General features: G+C 63.7%; 21 protein-coding genes. 8 read left to right on the forward strand and 13 right to left on the reverse strand.

All coding sequences use genetic code 11. The features are described from left to right. Positions 1–6 precede the first annotated feature (6 nt). The 3 genes from W911_RS04140 to W911_RS04150 all read right to left on the reverse strand — a co-directional run bounded on the left by W911_RS04140 (position 7) and on the right by W911_RS04150 (position 1978). Positions 7–213, reverse strand: a complete 207-nt coding sequence (locus W911_RS04140; RefSeq protein ID WP_144083502.1) for a hypothetical protein — start codon at positions 211–213, stop codon at positions 7–9. A gap of 193 nt (positions 214–406) precedes the next feature. After that, on the reverse strand, positions 407–910 hold the full coding sequence (locus W911_RS04145; RefSeq protein WP_023786255.1) for a YciE/YciF ferroxidase family protein: 504 nt from the start codon (positions 908–910) through the stop codon (positions 407–409). 75 nt (positions 911–985) lie between these two features. After that, a complete protein-coding gene (locus W911_RS04150) occupies positions 986–1978 on the reverse strand; it encodes an SDR family oxidoreductase (RefSeq protein ID WP_023786256.1) in 993 nt (330 codons plus the stop codon). 135 nt (positions 1979–2113) lie between these two features. Between W911_RS04150 and W911_RS17175 the strand changes: the two genes are divergently transcribed. Next, entirely contained in the window at positions 2114–2509 is a 396-nt protein-coding gene (locus tag W911_RS17175; protein WP_023786257.1) for a hypothetical protein, read from the forward strand. A 35-nt stretch (positions 2510–2544) separates the two neighbouring features. Here W911_RS17175 and W911_RS04160 read toward each other — a convergent pair whose 3' ends face one another. Next, positions 2545–2817, reverse strand: coding sequence for a hypothetical protein (locus W911_RS04160; protein ID WP_023786258.1), 273 nt, complete (start codon positions 2815–2817; stop codon positions 2545–2547). Positions 2818–3044: 227 nt separating this feature from the next. On the opposite strand from W911_RS04160, the gene W911_RS04165 reads away from it, so the two are divergent. Further along, positions 3045–4727, forward strand: coding sequence for a L,D-transpeptidase family protein (locus W911_RS04165; RefSeq protein WP_023786259.1), 1683 nt, complete (start codon positions 3045–3047; stop codon positions 4725–4727). Positions 4728–4768: 41 nt separating this feature from the next. Continuing rightward, a complete protein-coding gene (locus W911_RS04170) occupies positions 4769–5842 on the forward strand; it encodes a L,D-transpeptidase family protein (protein ID WP_144083503.1) in 1074 nt (357 codons plus the stop codon). Here W911_RS04170 and W911_RS04175 read toward each other — a convergent pair whose 3' ends face one another. The 3 genes from W911_RS04175 to W911_RS04185 form a co-directional block, all read right to left on the reverse strand. Beyond that, a complete protein-coding gene (locus tag W911_RS04175; protein ID WP_023786261.1) occupies positions 5843–8965 on the reverse strand; it encodes an efflux RND transporter permease subunit in 3123 nt (1040 codons plus the stop codon). Between the two features lie 83 nt (positions 8966–9048). After that, positions 9049–10116, reverse strand: coding sequence for an efflux RND transporter periplasmic adaptor subunit (locus W911_RS04180; protein ID WP_081717626.1), 1068 nt, complete (start codon positions 10114–10116; stop codon positions 9049–9051). A gap of 255 nt (positions 10117–10371) precedes the next feature. Continuing rightward, positions 10372–11424 (reverse strand): extracellular solute-binding protein, encoded by a 1053-nt coding sequence (locus tag W911_RS04185; RefSeq protein WP_023786263.1) that lies wholly within the window; start codon positions 11422–11424, stop codon positions 10372–10374. 416 nt (positions 11425–11840) lie between these two features. Between W911_RS04185 and W911_RS04190 the strand changes: the two genes are divergently transcribed. The 3 genes from W911_RS04190 to W911_RS04200 all read left to right on the forward strand — a co-directional run bounded on the left by W911_RS04190 (position 11841) and on the right by W911_RS04200 (position 16148). After that, the gene (locus tag W911_RS04190; protein WP_023786264.1) at positions 11841–14195 is read left to right on the forward strand and encodes a TonB-dependent receptor; all 2355 of its coding nucleotides are present in this window, start codon (positions 11841–11843) and stop codon (positions 14193–14195) included. A 119-nt stretch (positions 14196–14314) separates the two neighbouring features. After that, positions 14315–14995: a Fe2+-dependent dioxygenase gene (locus W911_RS04195; RefSeq protein ID WP_023786265.1), complete on the forward strand. Its 681-nt coding sequence runs from the start codon at positions 14315–14317 to the stop codon at positions 14993–14995. 40 nt (positions 14996–15035) lie between these two features. After that, positions 15036–16148 (forward strand): alpha-hydroxy acid oxidase, encoded by a 1113-nt coding sequence (locus tag W911_RS04200; RefSeq protein ID WP_244438587.1) that lies wholly within the window; start codon positions 15036–15038, stop codon positions 16146–16148. Between the two features lie 27 nt (positions 16149–16175). Here the strand turns inward: W911_RS04200 and tolA are convergent, their stop codons facing one another. From tolA to exbB, 3 genes are read right to left on the reverse strand one after another with little or no spacing between them, the layout of a single operon-like run. Continuing rightward, positions 16176–17030, reverse strand: a complete 855-nt coding sequence (gene tolA / locus W911_RS04205) for a cell envelope integrity protein TolA (protein WP_023786267.1) — start codon at positions 17028–17030, stop codon at positions 16176–16178. 2 nt (positions 17031–17032) lie between these two features. Then, positions 17033–17509, reverse strand: a complete 477-nt coding sequence (gene exbD / locus W911_RS04210) for a TonB system transport protein ExbD (RefSeq protein ID WP_023786268.1) — start codon at positions 17507–17509, stop codon at positions 17033–17035. 13 nt (positions 17510–17522) lie between these two features. Beyond that, positions 17523–18683, reverse strand: a complete 1161-nt coding sequence (exbB, locus tag W911_RS04215) for a tonB-system energizer ExbB (RefSeq protein WP_023786269.1) — start codon at positions 18681–18683, stop codon at positions 17523–17525. Positions 18684–19164: 481 nt separating this feature from the next. Here exbB and W911_RS04220 point away from each other — a divergent pair, with 481 nt between their 5' ends. Beyond that, positions 19165–19971, forward strand: coding sequence for a tetratricopeptide repeat protein (locus W911_RS04220; RefSeq protein ID WP_051388509.1), 807 nt, complete (start codon positions 19165–19167; stop codon positions 19969–19971). 176 nt (positions 19972–20147) lie between these two features. Further along, entirely contained in the window at positions 20148–23432 is a 3285-nt protein-coding gene (locus tag W911_RS04225) for an O-linked N-acetylglucosamine transferase family protein (protein ID WP_023786271.1), read from the forward strand. A gap of 7 nt (positions 23433–23439) precedes the next feature. Here W911_RS04225 and W911_RS04230 read toward each other — a convergent pair whose 3' ends face one another. Genes W911_RS04230 through rfbF form a run of 3 tightly spaced genes read right to left on the reverse strand, consistent with a single transcriptional unit; the run spans position 23440 to position 25846 of the window. Further along, positions 23440–23991, reverse strand: coding sequence for a dTDP-4-dehydrorhamnose 3,5-epimerase family protein (locus W911_RS04230; protein ID WP_023786272.1), 552 nt, complete (start codon positions 23989–23991; stop codon positions 23440–23442). Then, the gene (gene rfbG / locus W911_RS04235) at positions 23988–25082 is read right to left on the reverse strand and encodes a CDP-glucose 4,6-dehydratase (protein WP_023786273.1); all 1095 of its coding nucleotides are present in this window, start codon (positions 25080–25082) and stop codon (positions 23988–23990) included. The genes W911_RS04230 and rfbG overlap by 4 nt, the downstream gene beginning before the upstream one ends. Then, on the reverse strand, positions 25073–25846 hold the full coding sequence (gene rfbF / locus W911_RS04240) for a glucose-1-phosphate cytidylyltransferase (protein ID WP_023786274.1): 774 nt from the start codon (positions 25844–25846) through the stop codon (positions 25073–25075). Before rfbF ends, rfbG begins: the two co-directional genes overlap by 10 nt. Between the last annotated feature and the right edge of the window lie 230 nt (positions 25847–26076).

Raw genomic sequence — 26076 nt, forward strand, 5'->3', positions numbered from 1 at the left:
TGGACGTCAGGCGCGCGTGAATGCCCGCGCAGGCTGACAGGTATATTTCGCGATGTAGTGGTTCGGGTGCGATTCCGCCCACTTTGCGCCTTCAATCTGGGAGGCGATCATGCATCCTCGCAGGTCGACGTTCTCGTTAAGCTGGATCGGATGCTCTTCGCGGCAGGATGCGCCGGCGACAATCGAACAGACGGTCAACACCAGTTCAAACACGGCGGCCTCCTGAGAATTTGCGCAGAGCACGTTCGCTTTCAATCGCCGATCGTGGCGCGTGGTTCCGTTTGCTTCACTCACGATTTTGTCGCGAGGTTTCACATGGGCCTATTTCTACCGCCTTGGGCGGCGAAGCAGCACCCGGCGGCGGGACCGGATGCTGCTGAGGGTGGTTTGTCCTCCGTTGCGGGGACTAAGCGGCGCGTCGATTGAGGCGGCTCTCGGCCATGGCGCTGAGATGAGCGTCGGCCGCTTTCTCCTCCTTGAGGTTTTCGAGAAGGACGCTTGCGCAGTCGTCGCGACCGAGTTCCTTCGCCCATGCGGCAAGGGTTCCGTAACGGGTGATCTCGTAGTGCTCGACGGCCTGGGCTGCGGCGATCAGGGCTGCGTCGCGAACGGATTTATCGGCGACTTCGCCCGTCACTTCTTTGGCTTCCTGGATGATGCCATCGATTGCCGGGCATGAGACGCCACCGATCTCGACGCCGTGCATCTGGAACACTTTTTCCAGACGCTCGATCTGCCGGTGTGTTTCGCCGAGGTGGTTTTCGAGCCCGTTCTTAAGCTGCGGGTCGGATGCCTGATCAATCATGTTGGGAAGCGCCTTCGCGATCTGATGTTCCGCGTAGTAGATGTCGCGCAGTGTGTGCACGAAGAGGTCATCCATCGATTTGATGTCGTACGTGAAGAATCCCATGGCGTGTTTCTCCTTTTGATTTTTTGCCGTGGACGCGTGGGCATTCAACAGCTCCTGCTGCTGAGGGAATTGGCGTTAATCGTAGCCGCCGACGATCGGCAGGATTTCGCCGGTGATGTAGCTTGAGCAAGACGGCGCAGCGAGAAAGACATAGGCGGGCGCGATCTCCTCAGGTTGAGCCGCGCGCTTCATCGGCGTGCTTTGTCCAAATTCGCGGACTTCGTCCGCCGGGCGATCTGCGGGATTGAGCGGTGTCCAAACGGGACCTGGCGCAATGGCGTTGACGCGGATTCCGCGTGGCAGCACATGCGCCGAAAGCGCCCGTGCGAAGGCGTGAATGCCGCCTTTGGTGAGGGAGTAATCGAGCAAGTCCTTGCTGCCGTCGATGCCGGTTATCGATCCGGTCATGATGATTGAGCTTCCAGGACGCATATGGGGGATTGCTGCGCGGGTGAGATAAAACAGGCCGTAGAGGTTGGTCTTCATCGTGCGGTCGAAGTGATCGTCGCTGATGTCCGAGATTTCGAACGCGTGCTCCTGAAAGGCGGCGTTGGCCACGACGATGTCGATCGCTCCAAACGCGTCGAGAGTTTTCGTCACCGCGTCTTCGCATGTCGCGCGGTCTGTGACGTCGCCTGGAAGAAGGATGCAGCGCACGCCTTCTTTTTCCACCGCTTCCTTGGTCTCGCGCGCATCGTCGTGCTCGTCGAGATACGAAATCGCGATGTCGGCGCCTTCGCGCGCGTAGAGAACGGCGACGGCGCGTCCGATACCCGAATCTCCCCCGGTGATCAGGGCCGCCATGCCAGCGAGCTTCTCGGAGCCCTTATAGGCGGGCGCTTCGTACATGGGCGCGGTTGCGAGATCTTTTTCGTGCCCCGGTTTGTCCAATTGCGTTTCATCGAGTTCGTCCGGATAGCGGCGCTGGCCGGCTTGGACGGCTCCGTGTTTTTTGCGACCGCCGCGCGATGTGCCCTCCTTCTTGTCCAGTTCGTTGATGTGCGACTGGATCTTGCGACTTTCCTCTGAAGCCTGTTTTGCGCGTTCGAGCGTTTTTGGGCGGGTCATGTTTGGGCGCCTCTCTATCTTGTTGAACGCACAACGCTCTCCTCGCCGTGGAGGTTCAGCGGGCGCTTTGTTCGGAACGGAGGCGTCCCAGGGGCCGTTACCTTTGCAAGGAAAAGAAGCGTCAGGAGGAGAACCATGCAGCGGCATCATCCAGGGACCCGTTCCGTTTCCGCGCTCTTCGTGATTGCGGCCGGTGTCGCCTTGGCGCCTGTGGACGCGGCCGCGCAAATTCCGCCGCCCGCTCAACCTGGTGCACCACCTCCCGCGATGGAGCCGCCCTCAGAAAGTCCGGTCCCTCCGGCCGATCCTGGTCTTCAAAGCGAGACGCCCGGCGAACCGCTGTCCGAAAAGCTCAAGCGGGGGGAGGGCGTGCTCGAACCGCCTCGCAGCATCGACCCGGGCATGACCCAGCCCGTTCCCGAAGAATTCGAGAGCAAGACGCCCGTCATCCCACCGCCTCGCGACGCGGATGGTGCGCCCCGTGACGCAGAGCCGGATGGCGCCGCGCCGCTCAGCCCGCCGGCCAAATAAGGCTGAGGTTTCGGGCGCCTTTGATGCCGCAAGGGTTATCCGGGCGAGGTTTTCTTCCGTTGCTTTTTCAGGCGCGGTTTAGAGTCTTCCGTAACCATATCACCCCGAAGGCGGCGCTCCATCTTGGGAGAGATCGGCGGGCAGGGTAGAATCGTCGTCGGTCCGGTGCCGTGGTCGACCGTTACCGCTTTTTCGACCGCGTCGTCGTCCAACCGCTCCAGTTCGAGGCTTGTGGCGCTCTCTGGAGTTGTGGCGTCTTTCTTCCGGATCGCCTTGTCTGCCGCCTTTTTCGAGCGTTCGGATGTCATGGTTTGCTCCCGATTTTCGCACCTCGCCTGTCTCGTTGGAAACGGCGTGGGCGGCTTTACAGGCCAACGCCGGGTGAGGATCTCGGTTCCTTTGGCGCCACGGCAGAGCCTCGGTGTAGCCATGCTATCGTGGCATGGAACGCTGGGAAGAGCAGGACGTTATTTTTGCAGGTGGGTGAGGGACTTCAATGGCGTCGCCTCGTCCTCGGCGTGCGAGGTTCGAAAAGATGCGTGAATTCATAAGCGGTATTGTCGTGAAAGCGTCCGTTGCCGCGCTGGTTCTGTTGACCGCGTTTGGCGGCAGCCATACGGCCTCCGCGCAAGCGACCGACAGCGACAACGCGGAGGTGCAGGGTCTTTCGGGCCCGGCCGTGATGGCTATCGTCTCGCTCGTCGACCAGAGGATTGCAGTCTATGACGCGCATGGCGGGGTGGTCCGGGCGCGTGTTTCGAGCGGCCGGACGGAGTATGAGACCCCGGTCGGCATCTACAGCGTGCTGCAGAAGAATCGCGATCACGTTTCCAATCTCTACGAAGACGCCCGGATGCCGTTTATGCAGCGTATGACGTGGTCGGGCGTCGCGCTGCACGCTGGTGCGCTGCCGGGCCATCCTGCGTCGGCGGGGTGTGTGCGGATGCCTCACCAGTTTGCAAGCGAGATCTTCGAGCAGACCAAGCTCGGGACCCGGATCATCGTGGCGCGCCGGGACGTGGCGCCTGTGCCGTTTTCTCACTCGGCGCTGCCGAAGCCTCAGCTTGCGGCTGCGGAAGCCGTGTTGACCCGCACAACGTTCGATCCTTTGGCCGACGAACAGGGCAAGGGCAGCGTGTTCGAGCCGGATCTAACCAACTGGCCGGAGCGGCAGGCGGTGCTCGAGTCTCTGCGCGCTGTTGCAGACGAAAAGGCCGCAACGGCGAAGGCGGCCTCGGCCCCGGTCGAGGAGCTGAAGGCTGCCGTAAAAGCTCGCGCCGATGCCGTCAAGAAGGCGGCTGGGGCGAAGCGTACGGCCGAACGGGCAAAGGGACGCGCCGAGGGCCGCGTGAAACAGGCTGAACGCCGTCTCGCTGCTGCCAAACAGCCTGCGACGATCAAATCGCGTGAAGATGCGCTTGCCAAGGCGCAGGCTGGATTTGACGAGGCGGCGGCCAAGCTCGCCGAAGCCGACACCGCGGTGGAAGCTGCCGAAAAAGCCCATGCCGCGGCGGAGCAGGAGCTCGGCGCTGCCCAGGCCGTTTATGCCGAAGCGGATGCGGCTGCGAAGGAGGCCCGGCGCAAGACGCTACCGATTTCCGTGTTCGTCAGTCTCAAGGAACAGCGTGTCTACATCCGTCAAGGCCACGAGGCGGTGACGGATGCGCCGGTTACGATCTCGGAGCCAGAAACGCCCATCGGTACGCACGTCTATACGGCTGTCGATTTCACGCCCGACGGCGACGACGTGCGCTGGACGGCGGTGTCCATCGGCCCGCACGTGCCGGGCCAGGAGGGGTATGGCAAGAAGAAGGAGCCGACGCCTGCGGATGCCGAACACGCGGGCAGGGCGCTCGACCGTATCGCGATGCCAGCAGAGGTGAGCGAGCGTGTTTCGGCGTCGCTGTGGCCGGGGTCGTCGATCATCGTGTCCGACGAGGAGCAGAGCAAGGAAACCGGCGAGTCGACCGATTTTGTCGTGCTGATCAGCGGCGAGCCGCAGGGCGGCATCGTCATTCGCCCGCGCCGCGAGCGCCAGCCGCAGTTGCCTGAGTATTTTGTCGATTACGACGCGTACTATTACTATGACGAGTATGGTCGGCGGTACGATCGGCGTCGCTACGACCGCCGCAACGACCGGCGGTACGGTCGCTACGACCGCTATTACGACGAGCGGCGCGGTCCGCCACGCGATCGTTCGTTTTTCGGTCTATGGTGAGCCTTCCGAGCCGTCCATAGGGTGGCGAGCAGAGGGTGTTCATGGCGGCGGTGAGATCGAACCCGGCGAGACGTAGCTGTTCCTTTCTGAGCTTGGTCGCGCTCGCGTCTGCGGCGATGATCGCGATGCCGCGTCCGCTGTTCGCTGCGGAGCTTCAGGGCGTGGCGGCGATCTCTGTCCACCGCGCCACGGCCGAGCGTATCGAGCGCCGACGTGCGGTGAAGGCCGGCAGGTTGCAGGTTCCGCTTCCCAATACGCCCGACACAGCGCGTGTGCTGACGCGGCTCGCCGTGGCGGGCTTGCAATCGGGCGCGCCCGTGATGTTGCGCGTGTTCAAGGCCGAATCCGAGCTTGAGGTTTGGGTGGAAAAGGACGGCGCGTTTGTGCCGTTCGCCGTCTATCCGATCTGCTACTGGTCGGGGAAGATCGGGCCGAAGCTTCGGGAAGGCGACCGGCAGGCGCCCGAGGGTTTTTATACGATTACCGCAGGACAGCTTCATCATGGCGGACGCTGGCGGCGTTCGCTCGACATCGGCTATCCGAATGTGTTCGACCGCGTGAACGGGCGGACGGGGTCGCTCATTCTCGTGCACGGCGGGTGCGATTCCGTGGGATGCTTCGCGATGACGGATGCGGTCAATGCCGAGCTTTACGATCTCGTCTCGGCTTCGCTCAGGCGCGGGCAGGAGCATGTGCCTGTTCACGTGTTTCCGTTCCGGATGACGGATGCGAACGTGGCCGCTCACGGCAACGGCGCGTGGAAGGACTTCTGGGCCGATCTGAAGCTCGGTTACGATGCGTTCGAGCGTACGCGGCGCACGCCGCACGTGACGGTGTGTGGGCACCGCTATCGTATTGCAGAGGGCAAACCCGGCAGTGTTGGCGAGGAGGTGGCGTTGTGCGAGGCGGACCTCGAAACCTACGGCAGCGTGATGGCCGCGGCGCGGGCCGCGACGAAGGGCGATCTGCCGCCTGAAGAGACGGCTGCGAAGCAGCCTATTCCATGCTCGATGGCGCTCGCAAGCTGTCGTCGCTGGGTCGCGCTGCGCGATCGGCAGGCCGCCAACGGGACCGTTGCGATCAAGCAGAGCAGCGGTCGGTCGCGCGTTCGCTGATCATCCGAAGCGCGCGGCCTCCAGCTCTTTCTCCAGCACCTGAGTTTCGTGAGAGCGCGGCTTCGAGAGCGGGGCAAGGATGCGGTAGGCGACCGGCGTCAGGAACAGCGTCAGCAGCGTCGCGAAGCCGAGCCCGCCGATGATCACCCAGCCGAGGGCGAGGCGCGCTTCCGCACCCGCTCCGAAGGCGAGCACGAGCGGGACCGCGCCGATGACGGATGCGGCCATCGTCATCATCACCGGGCGCAAGCGGACGGTGGAGGCATTGCGGATGGCGGTGTCCACGTCCATCCCTTCGTCGCGCCGCTGGTTTGCGAACTCGACGATGAGGATGCCGTTCTTGGCCATGATGCCGACCAGGAGCACGAGGCCGATCTGGCTGTAGACGTTGAGCGTGCCGCCGGACAGGAGGATGGCGATGGCCGCTGCCGCCAATCCGAACGGCACCGTGAACAGGATCACCAGTGCGCTCACGATGCTTTCGAACTGGGCGGCGAGCACCAGGAACACGACGAGCAGCGCAATCGCGAACACGAACGCGGTGTTCTGCGACGTCTCGGCCAGTGTGCGGGCTTCGCCCAGAAGGATGGTGGACATCGTGGGGTCGAGGACCTCGGCGGCGATGGTGCGCATCGCGTCCACGGCGTCGCTCAGCACCATGCCTTCGTCGAGGCCGGCGGTGATGGGGACCGCACGCTGGCGGTCCTCGCGGCCGAGGCTCGGTGCGATGGCGCTTTCCTGGATCGTCACCAGCGAGGACAGAGAGACGAAGCTGCCGTTGTTGGTTTTTACGAAGACGTTGCCGAGGTCGGTCGGGTCATCGATGGGTCGGCCGCCGGCCTTCACCTGAACCTCGACGATTTCATCGCCGATGAACAGGTCTGCCGCCTTCTGATAGTCCACCATGGTGTTGATGAGGCTGGTTATGCTGGCGATGGGCACGCCGAGCTTGGTGGCCGCCTCGCGGTTGATGCGGACAGAGAGTTGAGGCTGTGTCGTGTCGTAATCCGTGCGCGCGTTGCGGAAGCCCGGCGTTTCCGAGAGGCGGCTTGCGAGTTCCACCGCCTTTTCGGCGAGCCGGTCATAGTCGGGCCCGGCGACGGCAAAGCGGAAGCCCTGCCCGCCGCCGCGGATGCCGAGGCTGTTGGGCTGGCGCATGGCCACGGTGAGACCCGGGATGCCGGACAGCCGTTGCTGCAACTCGGCTTGGATTTCGTGCTGTGACCGGCTGCGCTCGTTCCACGCTGCGAGGGGAGCCACGATCATGGCGCGATTGGCGTTGCCGCCCATGCCGATGGTTGCGAGCACGCCTGTTATCTCGCCTTTCTCCTTCAGCTCCGCCAGTATGTTTTCGACCCGCTCGGTGAGCTTCGCCATGTACTCCAGGTTGGCGCCTTGCTGGGTGTTGAGGCTCACCATGACGATGCCGCGGTCTTCGGCGGGCGTGATTTCCTGAGGCAGCATCGTGTAGGCGATCCAGCCCAGAGCGGCGAAGCCAAACGAGGCGGCGACGAGCAGGTAACGGGCGCGCAGGCAGAGATCGAGCGTGCGGGCGTATGCTTCCGCCAAGCGGTTCGAGAGGCGGGTAAACCAGCTTTCGCGCGCAGGCTCGTCGTCGTTGGCGCGCGGGCGTGCGCTCGGCGCGCCAAGTTTGGAGGCCATCATCGGGACGACGGTGAGCGCGACGAAGGAGGAGATGGTGACAGCGAAGGCGAGCACGAAACCGAACTCGGAGAACAAGTTTCCGACGAGGCCCGGCATGAACGAGATCGGCACGAACACTGCGATGAGGACCGCGGTGGTAGAGAGAACGGCGAACACAATCTCGTAGGTGCCGAGCACGGCTGCTGCGCGCGGGCCGTTGCCCATGGCGCGATAGCGCGAAATGTTCTCGACCACGATGATGGCGTCGTCCACGACGAGGCCGGTCGCGATGACGAGAGCGAGCAGCGTCAGCATGTTGATGGAGAAACCCGCAATCCAGATCGCGGCCAGCGTGCCGATGAGCGAGACAGGGATCGCGAACGCGGGCGGGATCGTTTCGCGGGCCGAGCCGAGAAACGCGAAGATGACGAGGATGACGATCACGGTGGCAAGCAGAAGGGTGATGACCACCTCGGTGATGGACGCGCGGATGAAGATCGCGTCGTCGGACGTGATGGCGATGCTGACGCCTTCGGGCAGCGAGCGCTGGAGATCGGCCACGGCCTGGCGTACGCCGTCCGAGATGGCGATGGTGTTGGCCTTGGCCTGACGTACGATCTCGACGCCGATGGCGGTGCTTCCGTCGAGGCGCGTGATGGCGGTCGCGTCCTGGAAGGCCCATCGTACGAAGGCCACATCGCCGACCTTCGTTCGGGCGTCGATTTCGAGGGCCGCGACATCGGCGGGGGTATCGATGGGGGCTTCCGCGCGCACGATGAGCTGCTGGGTGGCGTTTTCCAGCGCGCCGGATGGCGTCGTGATGGAGGCCGCCCCGATCGTCGAGATCAGGTCGCTGAGGCCGATGCCGCGTGCGGCGAGGGCCACCTGGGAGACGCGGACCTCAATGGTGCGTGCGCGCAGGCCGTAGGAGTTTGCGGCCGCGACGCCGTCGACGGCTGCGAGCCGATCCTCGATGACGTTCTCGACCAGATCCGTCAGCTCGCTTTCCGAGAGGGTATCGGACGCGACGGCCATGCGGATGATGGGGGAGGCATCCGCGTCGGCCTTCATGACGCGCGGCTCCTGATCCATGTCGTTCGGCAACTGGCGGGCGACGCTGGCGACCGCGTCGCGGACGTCCATCGCTGCAACCTGCATGTCGGTGGCGGTCGAGAACTCGATGGAGACCCGGCTCGATCCGTAAGACGAGTTGGAGGTGATCCCCGTGACGCCCTGGACGCGTGCCACCGCGCTTTCGACGATGGCCGTCACCTGCGCGTCCATGCTCTCGGGGGAGGCACCGGGGAAGCTTGAGCTCACCGTCACCACGGGCCGGTCGACGTCGGGAAGCTCGCGGATCTCGATGTTCTGAACCGCTGCGATGCCGGCGATGATCACGAGCAGGTTGACGACCATGGCCAGGATCGGCCGGCGAACGAACACGCCGACCCATCCGCCATCGCCTGCCGGGCGGCGCATTGGGTCAGTCTCATTCGGGGAGGTCGTCATCAGGGGACTCCGGTAGGCTTAAAGACGTGGCGAGGAGGTGTGAGGGGCTCCCGTCACGAGCCCGCTTCTCGCACCTGCTGTCCCGGGCGGAGGAAGCCGCCGCCCTCGTGGACGATTTTGTCGCCTGCCTTGAGGGCTGCGTCGATGAAGACGCGGTCGCCGTCCCGCGCGAGGATGGCGGCGTTGATCCGCTCGACCGTGTTCTCGGCGGTGACACGCCAGACGTAGGCTCCTGCGCGGTCCCATTGGATCGCGAGCCCCGGAACGACGGGAGATTCGTCGCCGGTGAGCTGGACACTGACGGAAAACGTGGAGCCGGGAATAAGGCTCATGTCGGGGTTCGGGACTTCGCCGCGTACGGTGAGTGTGCGTGTCACGGGATCGATGCGCGTGCCGACGGCCCGGACACTTCCGTTGTGGATCTCGCCAGGGCGTGCGGCGAGCGTTGCTCTCACCGGCATGCCGATCTTGATCGCCGGCGCTGCGGCCTCGGGAACCGTGAACTCGATGACAATCGTGGAGCGGTCGTCGAGCGTGGCGACCGGCGTGCCGATGGCGAGATAGTCGCCGGTGTCGAGATCGGTCAGGCCGACGATGCCCGAGAAGGGGGCCCGAATCGTCATGCGCTCGACATCGTCGCGGGCGCGCCGCAGGGCGGCATCGGCAACCTTCAACGCCGTGTCTGCATCCGCTCGCGTGACGCGCGACACGGCGCCTTCGGTGAGTTGTTTGTAGCGCTCAACGGCGTCGAAGGCCTGCTGGCGCTGGGCCTCGGCCGATTCGACCGCGATCGCTTCCTGCTCTGAACTCAAGCGGATGAGGGGTTGGCCGGCCTCAACCTTGTCGCCGCCTTGGAATAGCACGTCTTCGATGACGCCTGCGACACGCGTCGTCAGCGTCACCTGCTGGCGCGCCCGACCGGAACCGACCGCCGCCACACGCTCTATGGCGGGGGCGGTGCGCACCTCATAGGTGGAGACGACGGGATCGCCGTCGATCATGCGGCGTTCCCGCTGGGCGTCGGCGGGTGTCGGAAATGCGCTCGCTATAAGGGCCGCGGCTGCGCCCGCGATGGCTGAGAAAAACGGCCATCGCCGTGCGTGTGCGGAACTCGATATCATTGATCCCCCCTTCTTTCCGAGACGCGATCTCTCCGGGAGAGCGCTTTATCTTGTGGCGCGTTTCGTGCGGCGACGGTCGCGTTGAGAACGGCGCGATCTGCGAATATCCGTCGAACGCTACCCTCAGTTCATGGTCAGGTCATGGAACCTGCCGCCGATAGTTTCGGTTTCAGCGGGCGCGGTCCCGCAAAAAGAAACCGGCGGGCTCGCGAGCGGCCCGCCGGTTCACGTGTCGTTATGCCTAGCCGCTCGGGCTTATTGAGGGCCGGCGTCGAAGCGGACTTTGTCGACCAGTTCGGACGCCTTGCGGCGCAGCGCGGCGATCTCGGCGATGGGAAGCGTGTCCGCCTTCAGTTCGCCCCAGCTTTTCACCAGATCCGAGCTTTCGGCACCGACCACAATCGGGTACTCGCCGCTCTTGCCGACGTAGCTTTCCTGCGATGTCTTCGAGAGGAAGAACTCGATCAGCTTGACCGCATTGTCGCGGTTCGGGGCATGAGCCGCGAGCGCGCCGCCGGAAATGTTGACGTGCGTGCCGCGGTCGGCCGCATTCGGGAAGAGGATTTTGATCGATTCGGCGACCGGCTTGTATTCCTCGTTCCGCATCATGCCGGCCATATAGTAGGTGTTGCCGATGGCCACATCGCAGAGGCCGGCGTGCACGTTGCGAGCGCCTTCGCGGTCGCCGCCTGCGGGCTTGGTGGCCAGATTATCGCGGACGCCGGAGAGCCACGCCTCGGCCTTTTCCTCGCCGTGGTGTGCAATCATGGAAGCGATAAGAGCGATGTTGTAGGTGTGCTGGCCGGAGCGGGAGCAGACCTTGCCTTTCCATTTGGGTTCGGCCAGCTCTTCGTACGTGATTGCGTCCTGAGCCACGCGTTCCTTGGAAGCGTAGACGATGCGCGCGCGCTGCGTGAAGCCGACCCAATGGTGCTCGGGATCACGGAAGCGAGCATCGACGGTTTCGTCGACGACCTTCGATTCGAGCGGCTGCGTCACCCCGGCGTCTTTGGCCTGGATGAGCAACCCTGAGTCGTTGACGATCAGGAGGTCGGCGGGGCTGTTGCGGCCTTCGGCCGTCATGCGCTCGATGATGCCGTTCCGGCCGAACACGACATTGGTCTTGATGCCCGTTTCGGCGGTGAAGGCGTCGAGAATTTCCTGAATAAGGCCCGGCTCGCGGTAGGAGTAGATGTTGACGACTTCGTCCGCCTGGGCCTGGGCGCCGAGTGCGCTTATCGCGGCGACGGCCAGAAGTGCGCGTGACCGTGTCGCCTTCGCGAGAAGGGCGGTCCGTAGCTTTTTCATAGGTCAGTTCTCCAATAATCGGGGGTCAAGGTCCCGCTATCGGCTGGCCGTCGGAGGGCATCGGCGCGTGCCTATGCCCCCCTGTTCCGGCCGGCAGGATGCCATCACTCCATAGTGCACCGCGGAAAACTACGTCAAGAAAGTCAACTTTTTTGCGACGACGCCTTGCTTCGGGGCGATCCGATGACCGATCGGCGGCGGCTATGTCATTCTGTCGCTGGGTTGCAAAAAAGCTTCACCTGCGGAACAGGCGTTCCTTCCGTAGGCGTCAATAGTTGACATGAGTAGTATAGATTCAGCAGGATCATTTTGCCGTTCGACCGCTCGGCGGGAGGGGAACGGGCCACCGCGTTCTATCTGCGTGGGGCCTGCGTCGTCTGGCGAAGAAGAATTCGCCTGGATTTGGGGGAAGTGAAATGGACTGCATAAAGAACTCGCGCGATCACGATGGGGTCGCGCCCTGCCGCGGTGACGGCTCGTCGGCGGTTGCTGGTACGACGCTCGGGCTTCTTCCGATCCTGGCCGTCGCGATGTCGGGATCGGCTTTCGCGCAAAGCTCGGTTTCGGTGGATGAGATTACGGTCGGCGGCGGCGGAACGCCTGCTCCGGCCGCGGCCCCGGCCGAGGATTACGAGTTGGAGGCGGCTCCGGCTGCTCCTACCGATCTCAGCCTTCGCGACGGTGGCGCGGGTGTTCTGAACCCGGGTGTTTCCTCGTCCGCAAAGGCAACGGCTTCTCTGTTGAACACGCCGCAGACCGTGACGGTCATTCCCGGCACGCTGATCCAGCAGCGCCAGGCGACCACGATGGTGGAAGCGCTGCGCAACACGCCGGGCATCACGTTCGACGCGGGCGAGAACGGATTTTCGTCGGGTCCGAACCAGTTCAACATCCGCGGTTTCAATTCCGTGGGCAGCCTTTTCATTGACGATACACGCGATAACGGCAGTTTCACGCGCGATACCTTCAATATCGAAGGAATCGAGATCGTAAAGGGCGCGGCATCCGACAACGGACGCGGTACGGCTGGCGGTTACGTCAATACCGTCACCAAGACACCGCAGATCGGCAACTTCGTTGCCGGGACGGCGGGTATTGGGTTTGACGAATACGATTCCGAGATGCGCCGCCGCGCGACGCTTGACGTCAACCAGAGCTTCGGGACCGTCGGTGTTCGCCTCAATGGCATGATTCAGGACGGCGGCGTCGCAGGCCGCGACATTGCCGAGAACGATGCCTGGGGCGTGGCGCCGTCGCTCGCCTTCGGTCTCGGGACCGGTTTCCGCGCGACTTTCGCTTATGAGCACTATGAGCGGAACGACGTTCCTGACATGGGTGTTCGTATCAACGGGCGGCAGACTGCTCCGAACTTCGGCTCCGTTCGGATTCCCGGCGCAGGTGCGCGTCCGAATGACGATGGAACCGTCTCGCGCGATTATGCCTACCCGCAAACGCGGCTAGGGTTCGACGATACAGTGCAGGACGCTTTCCTCGCACGCTTCGAGTACGACATCGTTCCGGGCGTGACGATCAGCAACCAGACGCGCTGGGCCAACGTGGACCGGGAAGCCAGAACATATTATGTCAACGGTGCTGCGATCCCCGCCCAGCCATTCAACTACGATCGCAACAACGAGACGCTGAGCAACCAGACGAACATCCGGGCGAAGTTCAACACCGGTCCGTTCAAGCACACGCTGTCAACGGGTGTGGACCTCTCTCGTGAAGAGTCTTCGGCTCGCCGAGCGAGCAACCAGACCGCAAACATCGAGATCGACACCGTTGCATTCTACGCATTCGATACGATCGAGTTGACCCGGCACTGGCAGCTTACCGGCGGTGTTCGCGTCGAGCATTACGACCTCGATTTCGCTGGTCACCAGCTTGTCAACATCCCCGCAGGCGCCGGTCCTGTTCAGTGGAGCGATTCCGAGACCACGGTCGGCGGCAAGATCGGCCTTGCCTATAAGCCGGTGGACAATGGAACGTTCTATGCGTCCTACGGTCTGTCGCATCTGCCGCACGGCGCGTTGCTTTCGAACCCGGATATTGCCCGCAACGGGCAGAACGGCTTCCCTGGCTTCGTTCCGGGTGCCGATCCGGTCGAGTTGCACAACTACGAAATCGGCGTGAAGTGGGATTGGTTCGGCGGCAAGCTGTCGACCACCGCCGCTCTGTTCCACACCGAGAAGAAGAACGTCGGCTATCCGACGACGACCGGCGTGCTTCCCGCGGGGGTCGTGTACGGCAAGCAGCAGGTTCAAGGTCTTGAGCTCGGCATTGCGGGCGAGATCACCGAGCGCTGGAAGGTGTACGGCGGTCTTCTCTGGATGGACAGCGAGCGTAAGCACGGTCCGGCTGTCGATGCGGCGCTCAATGGCGACTATGGCGCAGGCTTGATTCCGGCTGTCACGACCACGAACGGCGACGAGCTGGCTTACACGCCGAACTTCTCCGCCACGCTGTGGATGACCTACGATCTGACCGACAAGTTCACCTTCGGCGGCGGCATCCAGTATGTCGGCGACTCGTGGGTTGGACGTCCGGACGACGCGCTGCGCGTGATCCCGAACGGCAAGTTCGGCAAGGTGCCGGATTACTTCCTGGTTAACCTCTATGCGTCGTACGACATCACGGACAACATCGAGCTGTCGCTCAACGTCGACAACGTGTTCGACGAGGAATATGTCCAGACGCTCAACTGGAACGGCAACTGGGGCTATCTCGGTGCGCCGCGCACCTACTGGCTCTCGGCGAACTTCAAGTACTGAGCCGCCGGTTAACGAACACACGCAGAGGCTGAGCGGAATCAAGGTCAGCCTCTGCAGAAACGGGTAAGAAGAGAATGCCGGGCTTGCCCGGCATTCTTGCGTTTTAAGGAGACGATCCCATGCTCGTAACCATCCCGGACGTGCTATCGGCAGAGGAACTCGCGCATATCCGCCGCGTGCTCGAAGGTACGCAGTGGGTGGATGGGCGCGTGACGGCCGGAGATCAGGCCGTGAAGGTCAAAAACAATCTGCAAGTGCCGATCGATTCTCCTGCGGCCCAAGAGCTGGGGCAGATCGTCCTTGGAGCGCTCGGGCGCAACGCGAAGTTCATGACGGCCGCGCTGCCGCTGCGCGTGCTGCCGCCGATGTTCAACCGCTACGACGAAGGCATGACGTTCGGTGCGCATGTCGATGGCTCGATCCGGACGTTGCCGGGCGGCCAGCGGCTTCGTACGGACGTTTCGTCCACGCTGTTCCTGACGCCGCCCGAGGATTACGACGGCGGCGAGCTGGTCGTGCACGATACCTACGGCAAGCACACCGTGAAGCTGCCAGCGGGACATCTCGTCGTCTATCCCGCAACGAGCATGCACAGCGTGACGCCCGTCACGCGCGGCAGCCGCTGGGGGTCGTTCTTCTGGTCGCAGTCGATGGTGAAGGACGATTGGCGCCGCCACATGCTCTACGATCTCGACATGTCGATCATGAGCGTGCGCGAGAGGCTGGCGGACGACGATCCGGCCGTTGTGGGGCTTACGGCGCATTATCATAACCTGATCCGCGCCTGGTCCGAGACCTGAGACGGACGACGGTGGACATGACGAGCGAGAGGAATGCGTCGTGACGGACGGACCTCAACACGCGGTGCCGCCGGATTGCGTGTCCGCCGCCGATTACGAGCGGTATGCGCAGGCGCGTCTTCCCGCCGATGTCTGGGCCTATATCGCGGGTGCCGGCGCCGACGGTTTCACGCAACGCTGGAACCGCGAGGCGTTCGACAACATGCGCCTTGCGGGGCGTGTGCTGACCGACATGAAGGTCGCTTCGACGGAGAGGGTGCTTTTTGGAAAAGCGCTGACCGTCCCGATCCTCGTTGCGCCCGTCGCACATCAAAAGCTCGTGCATCCCGACGGCGAGCTTGCGGCTGTGCTCGGGGCTTCGGCCGTGTCCGTGTGGATGACGGTGAGCACGCTTGCCAGCGTTCGTCTTGAGGAGGTCGCGGAGGCGGCGCAGACGACGCTTTGGTTCCAGCTCTATATGCAGGCGACGCGCGAGGCGACGCTTTCCCTCGTGCGGCGCGCGGAGGCGGCGGGGTACGCGGCCATCGTGGTGACGGTGGATGCACCCGTGAACGGCGTGCGCAACATCGAGCAGCGTGCGGGGTTCCGGCTGCCGCCGCACGTGCGGCCGGTCAATATCGATGGCGTCCCGGGGCCAGTTTCAAGGGCTGGGCCCGGCGAAAGCCCCGTCTTCAAGGGGCTGCTCGACCATGCGCCGACGTGGGCGGATGTGGAGTGGCTGCGCAGCGAGACGAAGCTGCCGATCCTGCTCAAAGGTATCGTCCATCCCGACGACGCGGAGCGTGCGATTGCGAGCGGCGTTGACGGCATCGTGGTGTCGAACCATGGCGGCCGCACGCTGGATACGCTGCCGGCCAGCCTCGACGCGCTGGAGGCTGTGGCGTGGCGCGTTGCCGGGCGCGTCCCGCTCATTCTCGATGGCGGCATTCGTCGCGGAACGGATGTACTCAAGGCGCTGGCGCTCGGTGCCCAGGCGGTGATGATCGGGCAGCCGATCCTGCACGCTCTTGCCGTGGCAGGACCCGTGGGGGTGATCCACCTCCTCACCATCCTGCGCGCGGAGTTCGAGGCGGCGATGGCGCTCACGGGATGTGCGCGCGTGGGCGACATCACGCGGAGCGTGCTCTGGGAGCCGCCCGGGTCAATCGGCTGAACAGAGAAAGTTCCGGCCGTCTCGGTCTCAGCGCGTAAAGCGGATCGGCACGTTGACGGTCACGCTGCCGCCTCCGACGTTGGACGGCGGGGCCGGTACCGGGCTTGCCCGGCGGGCGAGAGCCACGGCGGCTTGATCGAGCGCGGCATTACCAGAGGATCGCGTCAGCCGCACGCCGGTTACGCTTCCCGAACGGTTGATGGTGAAGGAGATCGAGGCGGTGCCGCGGGCGCCGCCGCCGGGATGGCGTTTATGGCGGTTGAGATGCGCGACGAGCCGTCCGCGCCAGGTGGCGGCCGACATCGACGACGACGTGCCGGCGCGCGGAGCTGCGTTGGTTCTGGATTTCTTGGCGTTTTTGACGGCACGCGGCGCCATGGCCTGAGACGCGACGGACTGCTTGCGCGGCGGCTTCTTGGCTTTCTTCTGCTCGACGAGTTTCTCGACTTCCGGCTCCTCCTCCTTGGGAAGGGGCTTGTCCTCGATCGGTTGCGGGAGAACGGCTTCCGCATGCTGAAGCTCGGCAAGCTTGGGGATGTCCTCGATCGGCTTGGGCCGCGCGACAGGCATGTCCTCCATTTCAAGGAGCTCTTCGACGACATCGTCGGAGATGTTGGCGATGCTCTCTTCGGACGCAGCCTGCTCCGGCCCGACTGCCAGTTCCTGCGGAGGGACGTCGGGTGCGGAAACGACAGGCGCGATGTCGATCATGATGGCGCCTGCGGGCTCGCCCGCGCTCTCGGCGGCGCGCGGCCAGTTGAGCACCGCGTAAGCGATCCCGGCCTGCATGGCGGCCACCGTCACGGCGGCTCCGAGCCAGCGCGTGGCGGAAGTGACGAGCGACTCGCCGTCGCGTTCGTATTGCCAGGCAAGAGAAACCACTATCAGGGGCCTCCCGGAGCCGGTGCCAGCTCTGCGGCGGGCGCGCCTGACGGCGTGGGAAGCGTTTCGAGGCCGACGAGGCCGATCTTCAGGTAGCCCGTGTCGCGCAGGAGGTTCAGCACCTCCATCAGGTCGCCGTAGTCGACTGCCTTATCGGCGCGCACGAAGATCCGCTCGTCGAGTTTGCCGCCGGTCTTCTCGTCGAGGCGGGCTTTCAACTCGTCACGGCCGACCATGTCGTTCCCGAAGGCGAGCGTCAGGTCCTCTTTGACGCTGAGGAAGATCGGTTCCTCCGGGCGAGGTTGCGACGGTGCGTTCGAAGCCGGAAGGTCGACGGCCACGTCGACGGTGGAGAGCGGCGCTGCCACCATGAAGATAATGAGAAGCACCAGCATCACGTCGATGAACGGCGTGACGTTGATCTCGTGGCTCTCTTCCAGATCGTCGCTGTCGGTGCGTGAGTTCAGGCTGCCGGCCATGTCGTGCCCCTCGTCATTCGGCTGCGGCGGCTGGCTTGCCGGCAGGCTTCGAGGCCTGCCAGAGCTTGCGCAGATCGAGTTCGTGGCTGACCAGTCGCTCTACGCCTGCGGCCGCGTCAGCCAGGAGCAGCTTGTAACCGGCGATGGACCGAGCAAAGGCGTTATAAATGATGACCGCGGGAATGGCAGCGATAAGGCCGATGCCGGTTGCGAGAAGCGCTTCCGCGATACCGGGCGCCACGACGGCGAGGTTTGTCGTTTGTGACTGGGCGATGCCGATGAAGCTGTTCATGATGCCCCAGACGGTGCCGAAAAGGCCGACGAACGGTGCCGTCGAACCGATGGTGGCAAGTACGCCGGTGCCGAGCGTCATACGCCGCTGCGCGCCGGCTTCGATGCGGGATAGACGCGACGTCACGCGCTCCTTCACGCCCTGATCGCCGGCATGATCGAGGAGGCGCGCCGAGCGCGTCACTTCTTCGGCGGCTTCGTGGACGAGGCGGCTGCCCGGTCCGCGCACGCCGGAAAAGGCCTGCACGGCGTGAGTGAGGCTTTCCGCACTCGATATGCGCTGGATGGCCGCGCGAAGTTTTGCCTTGGCGATGCCAAGCTCGATGGTCTTCGCGAGCCAGACTGTCCAGGTGATGAAGCAGGCGAATACGAGGCCGATCATCACCGCCTTCACGACGATGTCGGCGGCCTCGTACATGCCCCAGACCGAGAGATCGTGGGGCATGACGCTCGATTGGGGTGCTTCGTCTGCCGACGCTTCGGCGAGATCTGTCTCGTCACCGGCGTCGATGGCCAGGATTTCGTCGGCGGGTGGCGGCGTCATTGCGCCGGTGCCGTCGGCACCCGTCTCAGAGGATGTGGGTGCGGTGAATGTCGAGGGCGGCGCTTCGCTTGCGGAGCCTGTGTCCGTGGAGGGCGCGGCCGCAGGTTCTGCGTCCGTGGCAGAGGGTGAGGCCGGTGTCGTTGCGGGCGGCGTTTCCGCGTCGATGGGGGGAGCGGGCTCGTTGACGGGGGCGGTGCGGCTCAAGTCCGGCGCGGCGTCTTGAGCGAATGCGGGCTGGCCGATGGCGCCCAGGCTCCACACCACTGCTCCGAGCAGCATGGCGATGCGAATGGAGGGGACGCAGGCCCATGCGCCGCGTGCTGCCAACTCGTCCTGCATGTTTTCAGCCCTCTCATGCATCGATGTCATAGCGACCGCGCTGTCGGCCGCTCGCATTGGAGAGCCGATGGCCGCCGAGGCGAACCGTATCCCAATTTGACGGGCGAACTCACCCCTTTGCGGTGAGCGGATTGTAGGCCGACACGCCTCGTCTTCCTGCCGATCGCCTTCTTGCATCCTGTTTATTCCCTACTTCTATCCTCAAGAAATGCTCTCGGCAAGGAGAGCTGTGGAGGCTGTGCCATGGAGCGACAAAGCTACGCGGGCATTGGACTTGCGGTCTCGTCCCATGCCCGATCGGCGGGCTGCCGCCAAGCAATCGTGGCGTCCCCATTCCCCGCCGTGCGTAGCTGCAACGCGACGGCTTTCCGAGCGGCCCGCATTTTCTATCTTGAACAACCCCGTCATGTATTGCTGAGTCGCCGGCAACGGTTAGCAGCAGATCCAGGGCGCGCGTAAGGCGCGCTGCGAAGGGATGAATATGCGGTCGGATCGCGCGGCGCGGACACGGATCATTATCCATCGGGATATTGCACGGACGGTGGCGGAGGAGCCGCAGTACGACGTTCTCTACGTGAGGTTCTGGGATCCGGGCCAGGCCGGCGAGCGGGAGCTGACGGCAGAGGAGCTGCGGGTTCGCGCCGTGCAGGGGGATGTCGAGGCGCAGATCGGTTGGGGGCACAAGTTGCTCGACGGCGCCGATGTGCCGCGAGATCTCGCGGCGGCCTATCGCTGGTTCCGGCTGGCGGCGGGGGCCGGCCATGCGGATGCGTTCAACATGATGGGACGCTGCTACGAGCTTGGCTGGAGCGTCGAGCCGGACGCTCGCGAGGCGGCCGAATGGTATCGCAAGGCTTCCGACAAGGGCCACGCATGGGGTGCGTTCAACCTTGGATGTCTTCTGGCTCAGGGTCGCGGTGTGCCGGTGGACCCGGCCGCGGCGCTCACTCAACTCGTGCGGGCCGCGCGGCGGGGCAACGCCAGCGCCATGAATATGATCGGGCGTTACCGTGAGCAGACGCGCGAAGGAGCGAGGGCCGCACGCTCCGCCGGGCTTTGGTATCGGTGGGCGGCGGAAGGTGGGTGCTTTCGGGGCCAATTTCATCACGGGCGCTCGCTCGCCGAGGCCGGACAGGCCGAGGAGGGGCGGACCTGGATCGAGCGCGCCCTCGCCGGGGCTCCGGACGATTACCGCCGGGATGCGGTGGCGGTGCTCAGGACGCATCCGCTTGCGGTGCTTCGCGAACTCGCGCCTGGCCGTGATCCGGATCAGCTCGCTGATCATTGAGCGCAGGGCGCGCCCTGATCCTCCCAAATATTCTGTTTTCTTTTCAATGGGGGAACTGCCGCTCAGGCTTCGAGCGTGCCGCCGGCTTGTTCAGCCTTGCACAAGCTTCACGCAGGATTGGCGCCCTATAACGCAACTCTCAGCTATCGTTACGACGTCATCCCGATCGAGATCAGATGGGCCGGAAACAACGGCGGCATACGCAGGCGACGTCCCGGACGCCAAACGTGGTGAGTTCCGATCCGCTTGTGCGCGATTTTCGCGAGGCCGTGCAATTGTTGCGGGACGGCAAGTTCGAGCAATCTGCGGAAGCGCATAAACGCATTTTGGCGCGCTTTCCTGCACATGCGCCGAGCCTTCTCAATCTGGGGCTCATCGCATTCAAAACCAACGCAACGAGCGACGCCCTCGATTGCATCCGGCGCAGCCTCGAAATCGATCCCGACTCCCGCGAGGGGTGGCTGAATCTCGCCATCGTGCTGGGTGAGCAACGGCAGCTCGACGAGGCGATTGCGGCCTGCCGTCAATCGCTGGCGTTGGGGCCAGACGACGCGAAAGCGCACGTGGTGCTGGGCAGCCTCCTCAACGCGGCGAAAAACACGACCGATGCCGTTGCGGCGTTCGAGGCCGCGCTTAGTCTCAAGCCCGATCAGCCGTCCGTCCTGGTGAAGATGGGCAAGGTTTTGTTGCGGTCCGGCCGGACTGCGGAAGCCATGGCGCTTTACGCGCGTGCGCGCAGCCTCGCGCCTGAGTTGGCGGATGTGCGTGACTTCGAGCGTCAGATCCTGACGGAGACGGGCAATCTTGGCGATGCCGAGGCGATGGTCGCAGCGCAAACTCAAGATCCGGTGGAGCGCGCGCGTCTCTACGACGGTTTCGGCAACGGATTGCTCAAGCAAAGGCGGTTCGGTGAGGCCGTGGCGTTTCAGCAGCGTGCGATCGCGTGCGATCCGAACCGTGCGGAGCTTTATTTCAATCTCGCCGCGGCGCTTGAGGGCGCGGGGCAACAGCGCGATGCGATTGCCGCTTATCAGAGCGCGCTGGCTATCGAGCCGGAACGTGCCGACGGTTATGTGAAAGTGGGCATCCTGTTGCGCAGGATGCATTTGAACGATGGGGCGATCACGGCGTTTCGGGAGGCGGTGCGGCTCGATCCGAAACTGGTGGATGCGCATTACAACCTCGCGGTGACGCTCAAGATCGCCAACCGGGCCGAGGAGGCGACGGCGGCGTTCGATCACGCCGTCGAATGTGCGCCGCAGTCGCTGGTGATCCGGTTCGAACGCATCCATCTCAAGCGCGTTGCGTGCGACTGGGCTGGGATAGAGGACGAGGAAGAGCATTGCATCGCGATGCGGCGGAAGCGGCAGGCTCCCGTGGCGCCCTTCCTGTTGCTGCCGCTGGATACCTCAAGGGCGGATCAGCTCTCGGCCGGCAAGGCCTTTACAGATATTCTCGGTATTCCCGAGACGCGCAGGTTTACGACCTATCCGAATTGTTCGAAGCCGGGGGCGCGCATTCGCATCGGTTATCTTTCGGCGGATTTCTGTAGTCACGCCACGACGATCCTGCTCGCGGAAGTTCTGGAAAAGGCGGATCGCAACCGCTTCGAGCTTGTCGGCTACTGCTTCAGTCGGGACGACAAGAGCGCGATGCGCGACCGCGTCAAGGCAGCGTTCGACCGCTTCGTCGAAATTCGCACCATGAGCGACGAGGATGCCGCAAAGCTGATCCACGAGGACGGGATCGACATCCTTGTCGATCTCAAGGGCTACACGCAGGATGGGCGCTCGGCCATTCTCGCGTATAAGCCTGCGCCCATTCAGGTGAATTATCTCGGCTATCCCGGATCGATGGGATGCGATTTCATCGACTATATTCTCGGCGATCCTGTCGTTACGCCGATGGCGCATCAGGCGGATTATTCGGAGCGGATCGTGCAGCTTCCGCACTGCTATCAGCCTAACGACCGGCAGCGGCAGATCGCAGAAACGTCGTGCACGCGCGCGGATCATGGACTTCCGCAGGATGCGTTCGTGTTCTGCTCGTTCAACAACAACTACAAAATCACCCCCGAAATCTTCGGTGTGTGGATGCGGCTTCTCGATCGCGTTCCCGGGTCCGTGCTTTGGACGCTGATCAAAAATCCGGTGTGCCGGGAAAACCTTCGGCGCGAGGCCGTTGTGCGCGGTATCGATCCTGCCCGCATCGTGTTTGCCGATCCGCTCCCAAACGCGGAGCATCTGGCGCGCCACCGGTTTGCCGATCTCTTTCTCGATACGGCGCCGTGCAACGCGCATACGACGGCGAGCGACGCGCTTTGGGCGGGATTGCCTGTGCTGACGTCGCTCGGAGAGACGTTTGCGGGCCGCGTCGCCGCGAGCCTGCTGTCGGCCATGGAACTCGATGAGCTGATCGCGCGGGACGTTCACGACTACGAGCGGATTGCGCTTCAGCTCGCGGGCGACAGGGGCCGCCTCGATACGATCCGGCGCAAGATCGCTGCGGTTCGCGACACGAGCCCGCTGTTCGATTCGACGCGCTATACGAAAAACCTGGAACGGTCTTACGAGACGATGGTGGACATCATGCGAAACGGAGAAGCGCCGCGGCCGTTCACGGTGGCCGAGGATGTGCCGACGATTTCCTCATTCACGCGCGTAGCGCCACCGACGCTCGAAGCGCATGTCGCCTACGATGCCTGTCCTGTCTGCGACGGAGTGGACATTCCGTATCAGATCGAGGCAAAGATCTCCGATCATCCGTTGTACAAAGCCGAGCTTCCGCCGACGGTGAAGTGGCGCGCGTGCGAAGCGTGCGGGCATTTCTTCACGGAAGGCTATTTCACGCCCGAAGCACGCGAGATCGTCGTTTCGTCGATCCTCCCCGAGCAGGAGGTCGGAAACGACGCTGGGCGGCGACGCAAGATTTCGGGGCGGATCGTAGAGCGCGTGGCGCGGCACGTTTCGGACGGCGAATGGCTGGATGTCGGGACGGGGAACGGCTCGTTGCTCTTTACGGCGGCCGAATGGGGTTACGATCTTCTCGGTGTCGATCGCCGGATCGACACCGTGGAGCGGCTTCTCAAACTCGGCTTCAAGGCATTCTGGAACGACATCGAGTCGATCGAGGATGTGGATGCCGTCGATCGCTTCAGCGTCGTCAGCATCGCGGGCGGGTTGACGCGCGCACCGTTTCCAAAACGAGCTCTCGCGGCAGTTCATGGGATGATGCGGAAGGGCGGCGTGCTTTTCATTTCTGCGCCGAATATGGATACCATCGAATGGCGTATCCTCGATGCGCTCGGGACGAACCCGTATTGGGGAGCGCTCGAAAATCACCACAACTTTACCCGGACCCGTATCGTCTCGATGCTCGAAGCGCAAGGCTTCAAGGTCGCCGAGTATGCTGTCGGCGAGGATGCGCCGAGCGTGATGGAAATCATCGCGATCAAGGTTTGATCGGCCGCTATGGCTGAGTGCCGCGTGGCGCGGGGATATAGCGCGCATGCGTTGCGTCGCGCTCGCTGATGAAGGCCGGCGCGAACGGCCATTCGATCGAGAATGCAGGGTCGTCGTAGGCGACGCCGCAATCGAGGGCGGGATCGTACACTTCCGAAATTTGATAAAACAGTTCGCACTCGTCGGTGAGAGACAGACATCCGTGAGCGCATCCGGCCGGGATGTAAAACGCGTTCCGCTTTTCTGCGGATAGCTCGACCGCGGCCCAGCGAAGGTAGGTCGGCGAGTGCGGGCGAAGATCGACGGCGACGTCGAACGCGGTTCCGCGCGTCGCACGAACGAGCTTCGCGTCCCGCTTCGGCGCGTCCTGATAATGCAGGCCGCGCAACGTGCCGCGCTTGGCTGTGTGAGAGATGTTGCAGTGAGGATAGACGCTGGCGAGGCCGCGTGCTGCGAACGTTTCGGCGCAGAACGTGCGAGCGAACAGGCCACGTGCATCGGTGCGCGGGTCGATCTCGATCTCGAATGCGTCCGCGATGGCGGTTGGAATGAATTTCATGCGCTCACCGGAGGGGCGGTGTGCTCTGCAATCCTGCGTTCTTCGTACGCCTCTATCTGGCCGAGCGAAAAAGCCCGCATATCGGCGCCGGTGCGATGGGCGCGATACCAGTCTGTCGTCCAGGCAAGTGCGTCTTTCAGGCTGAGACGAGGGCGCCAACCGAGGGTGCGCGTGGCCAGCGCCGAGTCGAGTTTCAGGACCGCGGCTTCCCCCGCGTGCGCGCCGGGCGCTTGCCGCCAGTGTTCACCGTCGCCGTCCGCTTTGCCGAGCGCATTGGCGATGTCGGACACGGTTGCGCTGCTCTGATCTCCGGGCCCGAAATTGAGCGCGGGCGGCAGGCTGTCATCCGAGGTCTTCGCAAGCGCTTCTGCAAACATCAGGTAGCCGCCGAGCGGTTCGAGAACGTGTTGCCAGGGGCGCACGGCGTTCGGATAACGGAGCGCGATGGGCTCTCCCGCTTCGCAGGCGCGCATGAAATCCGGCACCAGGCGGTCTTTCGACCAGTCGCCGCCACCGATCACATTGCCGGCGCGCGCGGTGGCAAGGCGAACGTGACTGCCTCTGAAGAAACTTGCCCTGTAGCTGTGGCAAACCAGCTCCGCGCACGCTTTCGATGCGCTGTAGGGATCGTTGCCGCCAAGAGGATCGGCCTCGCCAAACGGGCGGCCCCGTCCGTCGTTCGCGTAGATCTTGTCCGATGTGACGACCAGGATCACACGGACCGCCGGACATGGCTTCGCCGCTTCGAGGACGTTGACGGTGCCCATGACGTTCGTTGCGAAGGTCTCGACCGGATCGTCGTAGGACGGTCGCACGAGCGCTTGGGCCGCCATGTGAATGACGATTTCGGGGTCGGTGGCCGCGAACGTCTCGCGCAGTTGTGCGAGGCTGCGGATGTCCTGGATGCGGTGTTGCCGGTTCTTCCAGGGCGCCAGCAGGTGATAGAGAGAGGGGCTCGTATCCGGGGCAAGGGCGACGGCCGAGACTTCGGCGCCGAGTTTTTCCAGCCAGAGGCAGAGCCATGCGCCCTTGAAGCCCGTGTGTCCGGTCACGAGAACACGCCGGCCGCGCCAGAACGCCGTTAGGTCCATACCTTCCACGGCGCTTTTCCAGAGTTCCAGAGCTCTTCGAGCTGCACGCGCTCGCGCAGCGTATCCATGGGTTGCCAGAAGCCGTCATGCTTGAACGCGGCGAGTTGGCCTTTCGCCGCCAGCTTCTGGAGCGGTTCGCCTTCCCAGGCGGTGTCGTCGGATCCGATCAGATCCACGACGGAGCGATCGAGGACGAAGAAGCCGCCGTTGATGCGCTGGCCGGCGGCTCTCGGTTTCTCGACGAAGGCGCTGACGCGGCCGTCCTCAATGTCCACCGTGCCGAAGCGGCCGGGAGGTGCGACGGCGCACATTGTGGCCTTGAGGCCGTGGCTCTTGTGAAACGCGATCTCTGCCGAGATGTCGATGTCGCCGACGCCATCGCCGTAGGTAAGGCAGAACGGTCCTTCCGGATCGAGATATTCGCGCACGCGGCGAATGCGGCCGCCCGTCATGGAGTGAGCGCCCGTGTCGACGACCGTGACGCGCCAGTTGATGCGCTGGGCGCCGTGATAGGTGATAGCCTTGTTGGCGAGGTCGACCGTGATGTCATTATGATGCAAGCACAGGTTTACGAAGTACTCCTTGATCATATACCCCTTGTAGCCGGCGCATATGATGAAGTCCGTCAACCCATGATGAGCATAGATGTTCATGATGTGCCACAGGATCGGTTTTTCGCCGATCTCGACCAACGGCTTCGGGCGAACGCTGGTTTCTTCGGCGAGACGCGATCCGAGACCGCCTGCGAGAATCACGACCTTCATTCAGGTGGCTCCGCGGCAACGAGGACGGATTGCCGGTAGTTTATGAGAGCGTGCGTGCCATGCGGCGTAGCTGCGCAATTCCGGCCATGAGTATTTATCGAAGGCGAAACTTGAGCGAGGCTGGATGTCATCTGTATGCGTTGCGTGTCGATGGTTGGGCATGGCGTAGGACGCCTATCGGTTGCGGTCTGGGGCGGCCAAACGTTAACGAGGAGCTCCGAAGGGGAAGG

The sequence above is a fragment of the Hyphomicrobium nitrativorans NL23 genome (assembly GCF_000503895.1).
In the GTDB taxonomy this organism is placed as follows: domain Bacteria; phylum Pseudomonadota; class Alphaproteobacteria; order Rhizobiales; family Hyphomicrobiaceae; genus Hyphomicrobium_C; species Hyphomicrobium_C nitrativorans.

Coding starts and splice junctions, on each gene's coding strand:
- exbD (WP_023786268.1), bottom strand. CDS start 17,509: ATGGCCGGCAGCCTGAACTCACGCACCGACAGCGACGATCTGGAAGAG.
- W911_RS04165 (WP_023786259.1), top strand. CDS start 3,045: ATGCGTGAATTCATAAGCGGTATTGTCGTGAAAGCGTCCGTTGCCGCG.
- W911_RS04190 (WP_023786264.1), top strand. CDS start 11,841: ATGGACTGCATAAAGAACTCGCGCGATCACGATGGGGTCGCGCCCTGC.
- W911_RS04175 (WP_023786261.1), bottom strand. CDS start 8,965: ATGCGCCGCCCGGCAGGCGATGGCGGATGGGTCGGCGTGTTCGTTCGC.
- W911_RS04180 (WP_081717626.1), bottom strand. CDS start 10,116: ATGATATCGAGTTCCGCACACGCACGGCGATGGCCGTTTTTCTCAGCC.
- W911_RS17175 (WP_023786257.1), top strand. CDS start 2,114: ATGCAGCGGCATCATCCAGGGACCCGTTCCGTTTCCGCGCTCTTCGTG.
- W911_RS04195 (WP_023786265.1), top strand. CDS start 14,315: ATGCTCGTAACCATCCCGGACGTGCTATCGGCAGAGGAACTCGCGCAT.
- W911_RS04225 (WP_023786271.1), top strand. CDS start 20,148: ATGGGCCGGAAACAACGGCGGCATACGCAGGCGACGTCCCGGACGCCA.
- W911_RS04220 (WP_051388509.1), top strand. CDS start 19,165: ATGCGGTCGGATCGCGCGGCGCGGACACGGATCATTATCCATCGGGAT.
- exbB (WP_023786269.1), bottom strand. CDS start 18,683: ATGCAGGACGAGTTGGCAGCACGCGGCGCATGGGCCTGCGTCCCCTCC.
- W911_RS04150 (WP_023786256.1), bottom strand. CDS start 1,978: ATGACCCGCCCAAAAACGCTCGAACGCGCAAAACAGGCTTCAGAGGAA.
- W911_RS04170 (WP_144083503.1), top strand. CDS start 4,769: ATGGCGGCGGTGAGATCGAACCCGGCGAGACGTAGCTGTTCCTTTCTG.
- rfbG (WP_023786273.1), bottom strand. CDS start 25,082: ATGGACCTAACGGCGTTCTGGCGCGGCCGGCGTGTTCTCGTGACCGGA.
- W911_RS04185 (WP_023786263.1), bottom strand. CDS start 11,424: ATGAAAAAGCTACGGACCGCCCTTCTCGCGAAGGCGACACGGTCACGC.
- W911_RS04230 (WP_023786272.1), bottom strand. CDS start 23,991: ATGAAATTCATTCCAACCGCCATCGCGGACGCATTCGAGATCGAGATC.
- W911_RS04160 (WP_023786258.1), bottom strand. CDS start 2,817: ATGACATCCGAACGCTCGAAAAAGGCGGCAGACAAGGCGATCCGGAAG.
- rfbF (WP_023786274.1), bottom strand. CDS start 25,846: ATGAAGGTCGTGATTCTCGCAGGCGGTCTCGGATCGCGTCTCGCCGAA.
- W911_RS04145 (WP_023786255.1), bottom strand. CDS start 910: ATGGGATTCTTCACGTACGACATCAAATCGATGGATGACCTCTTCGTG.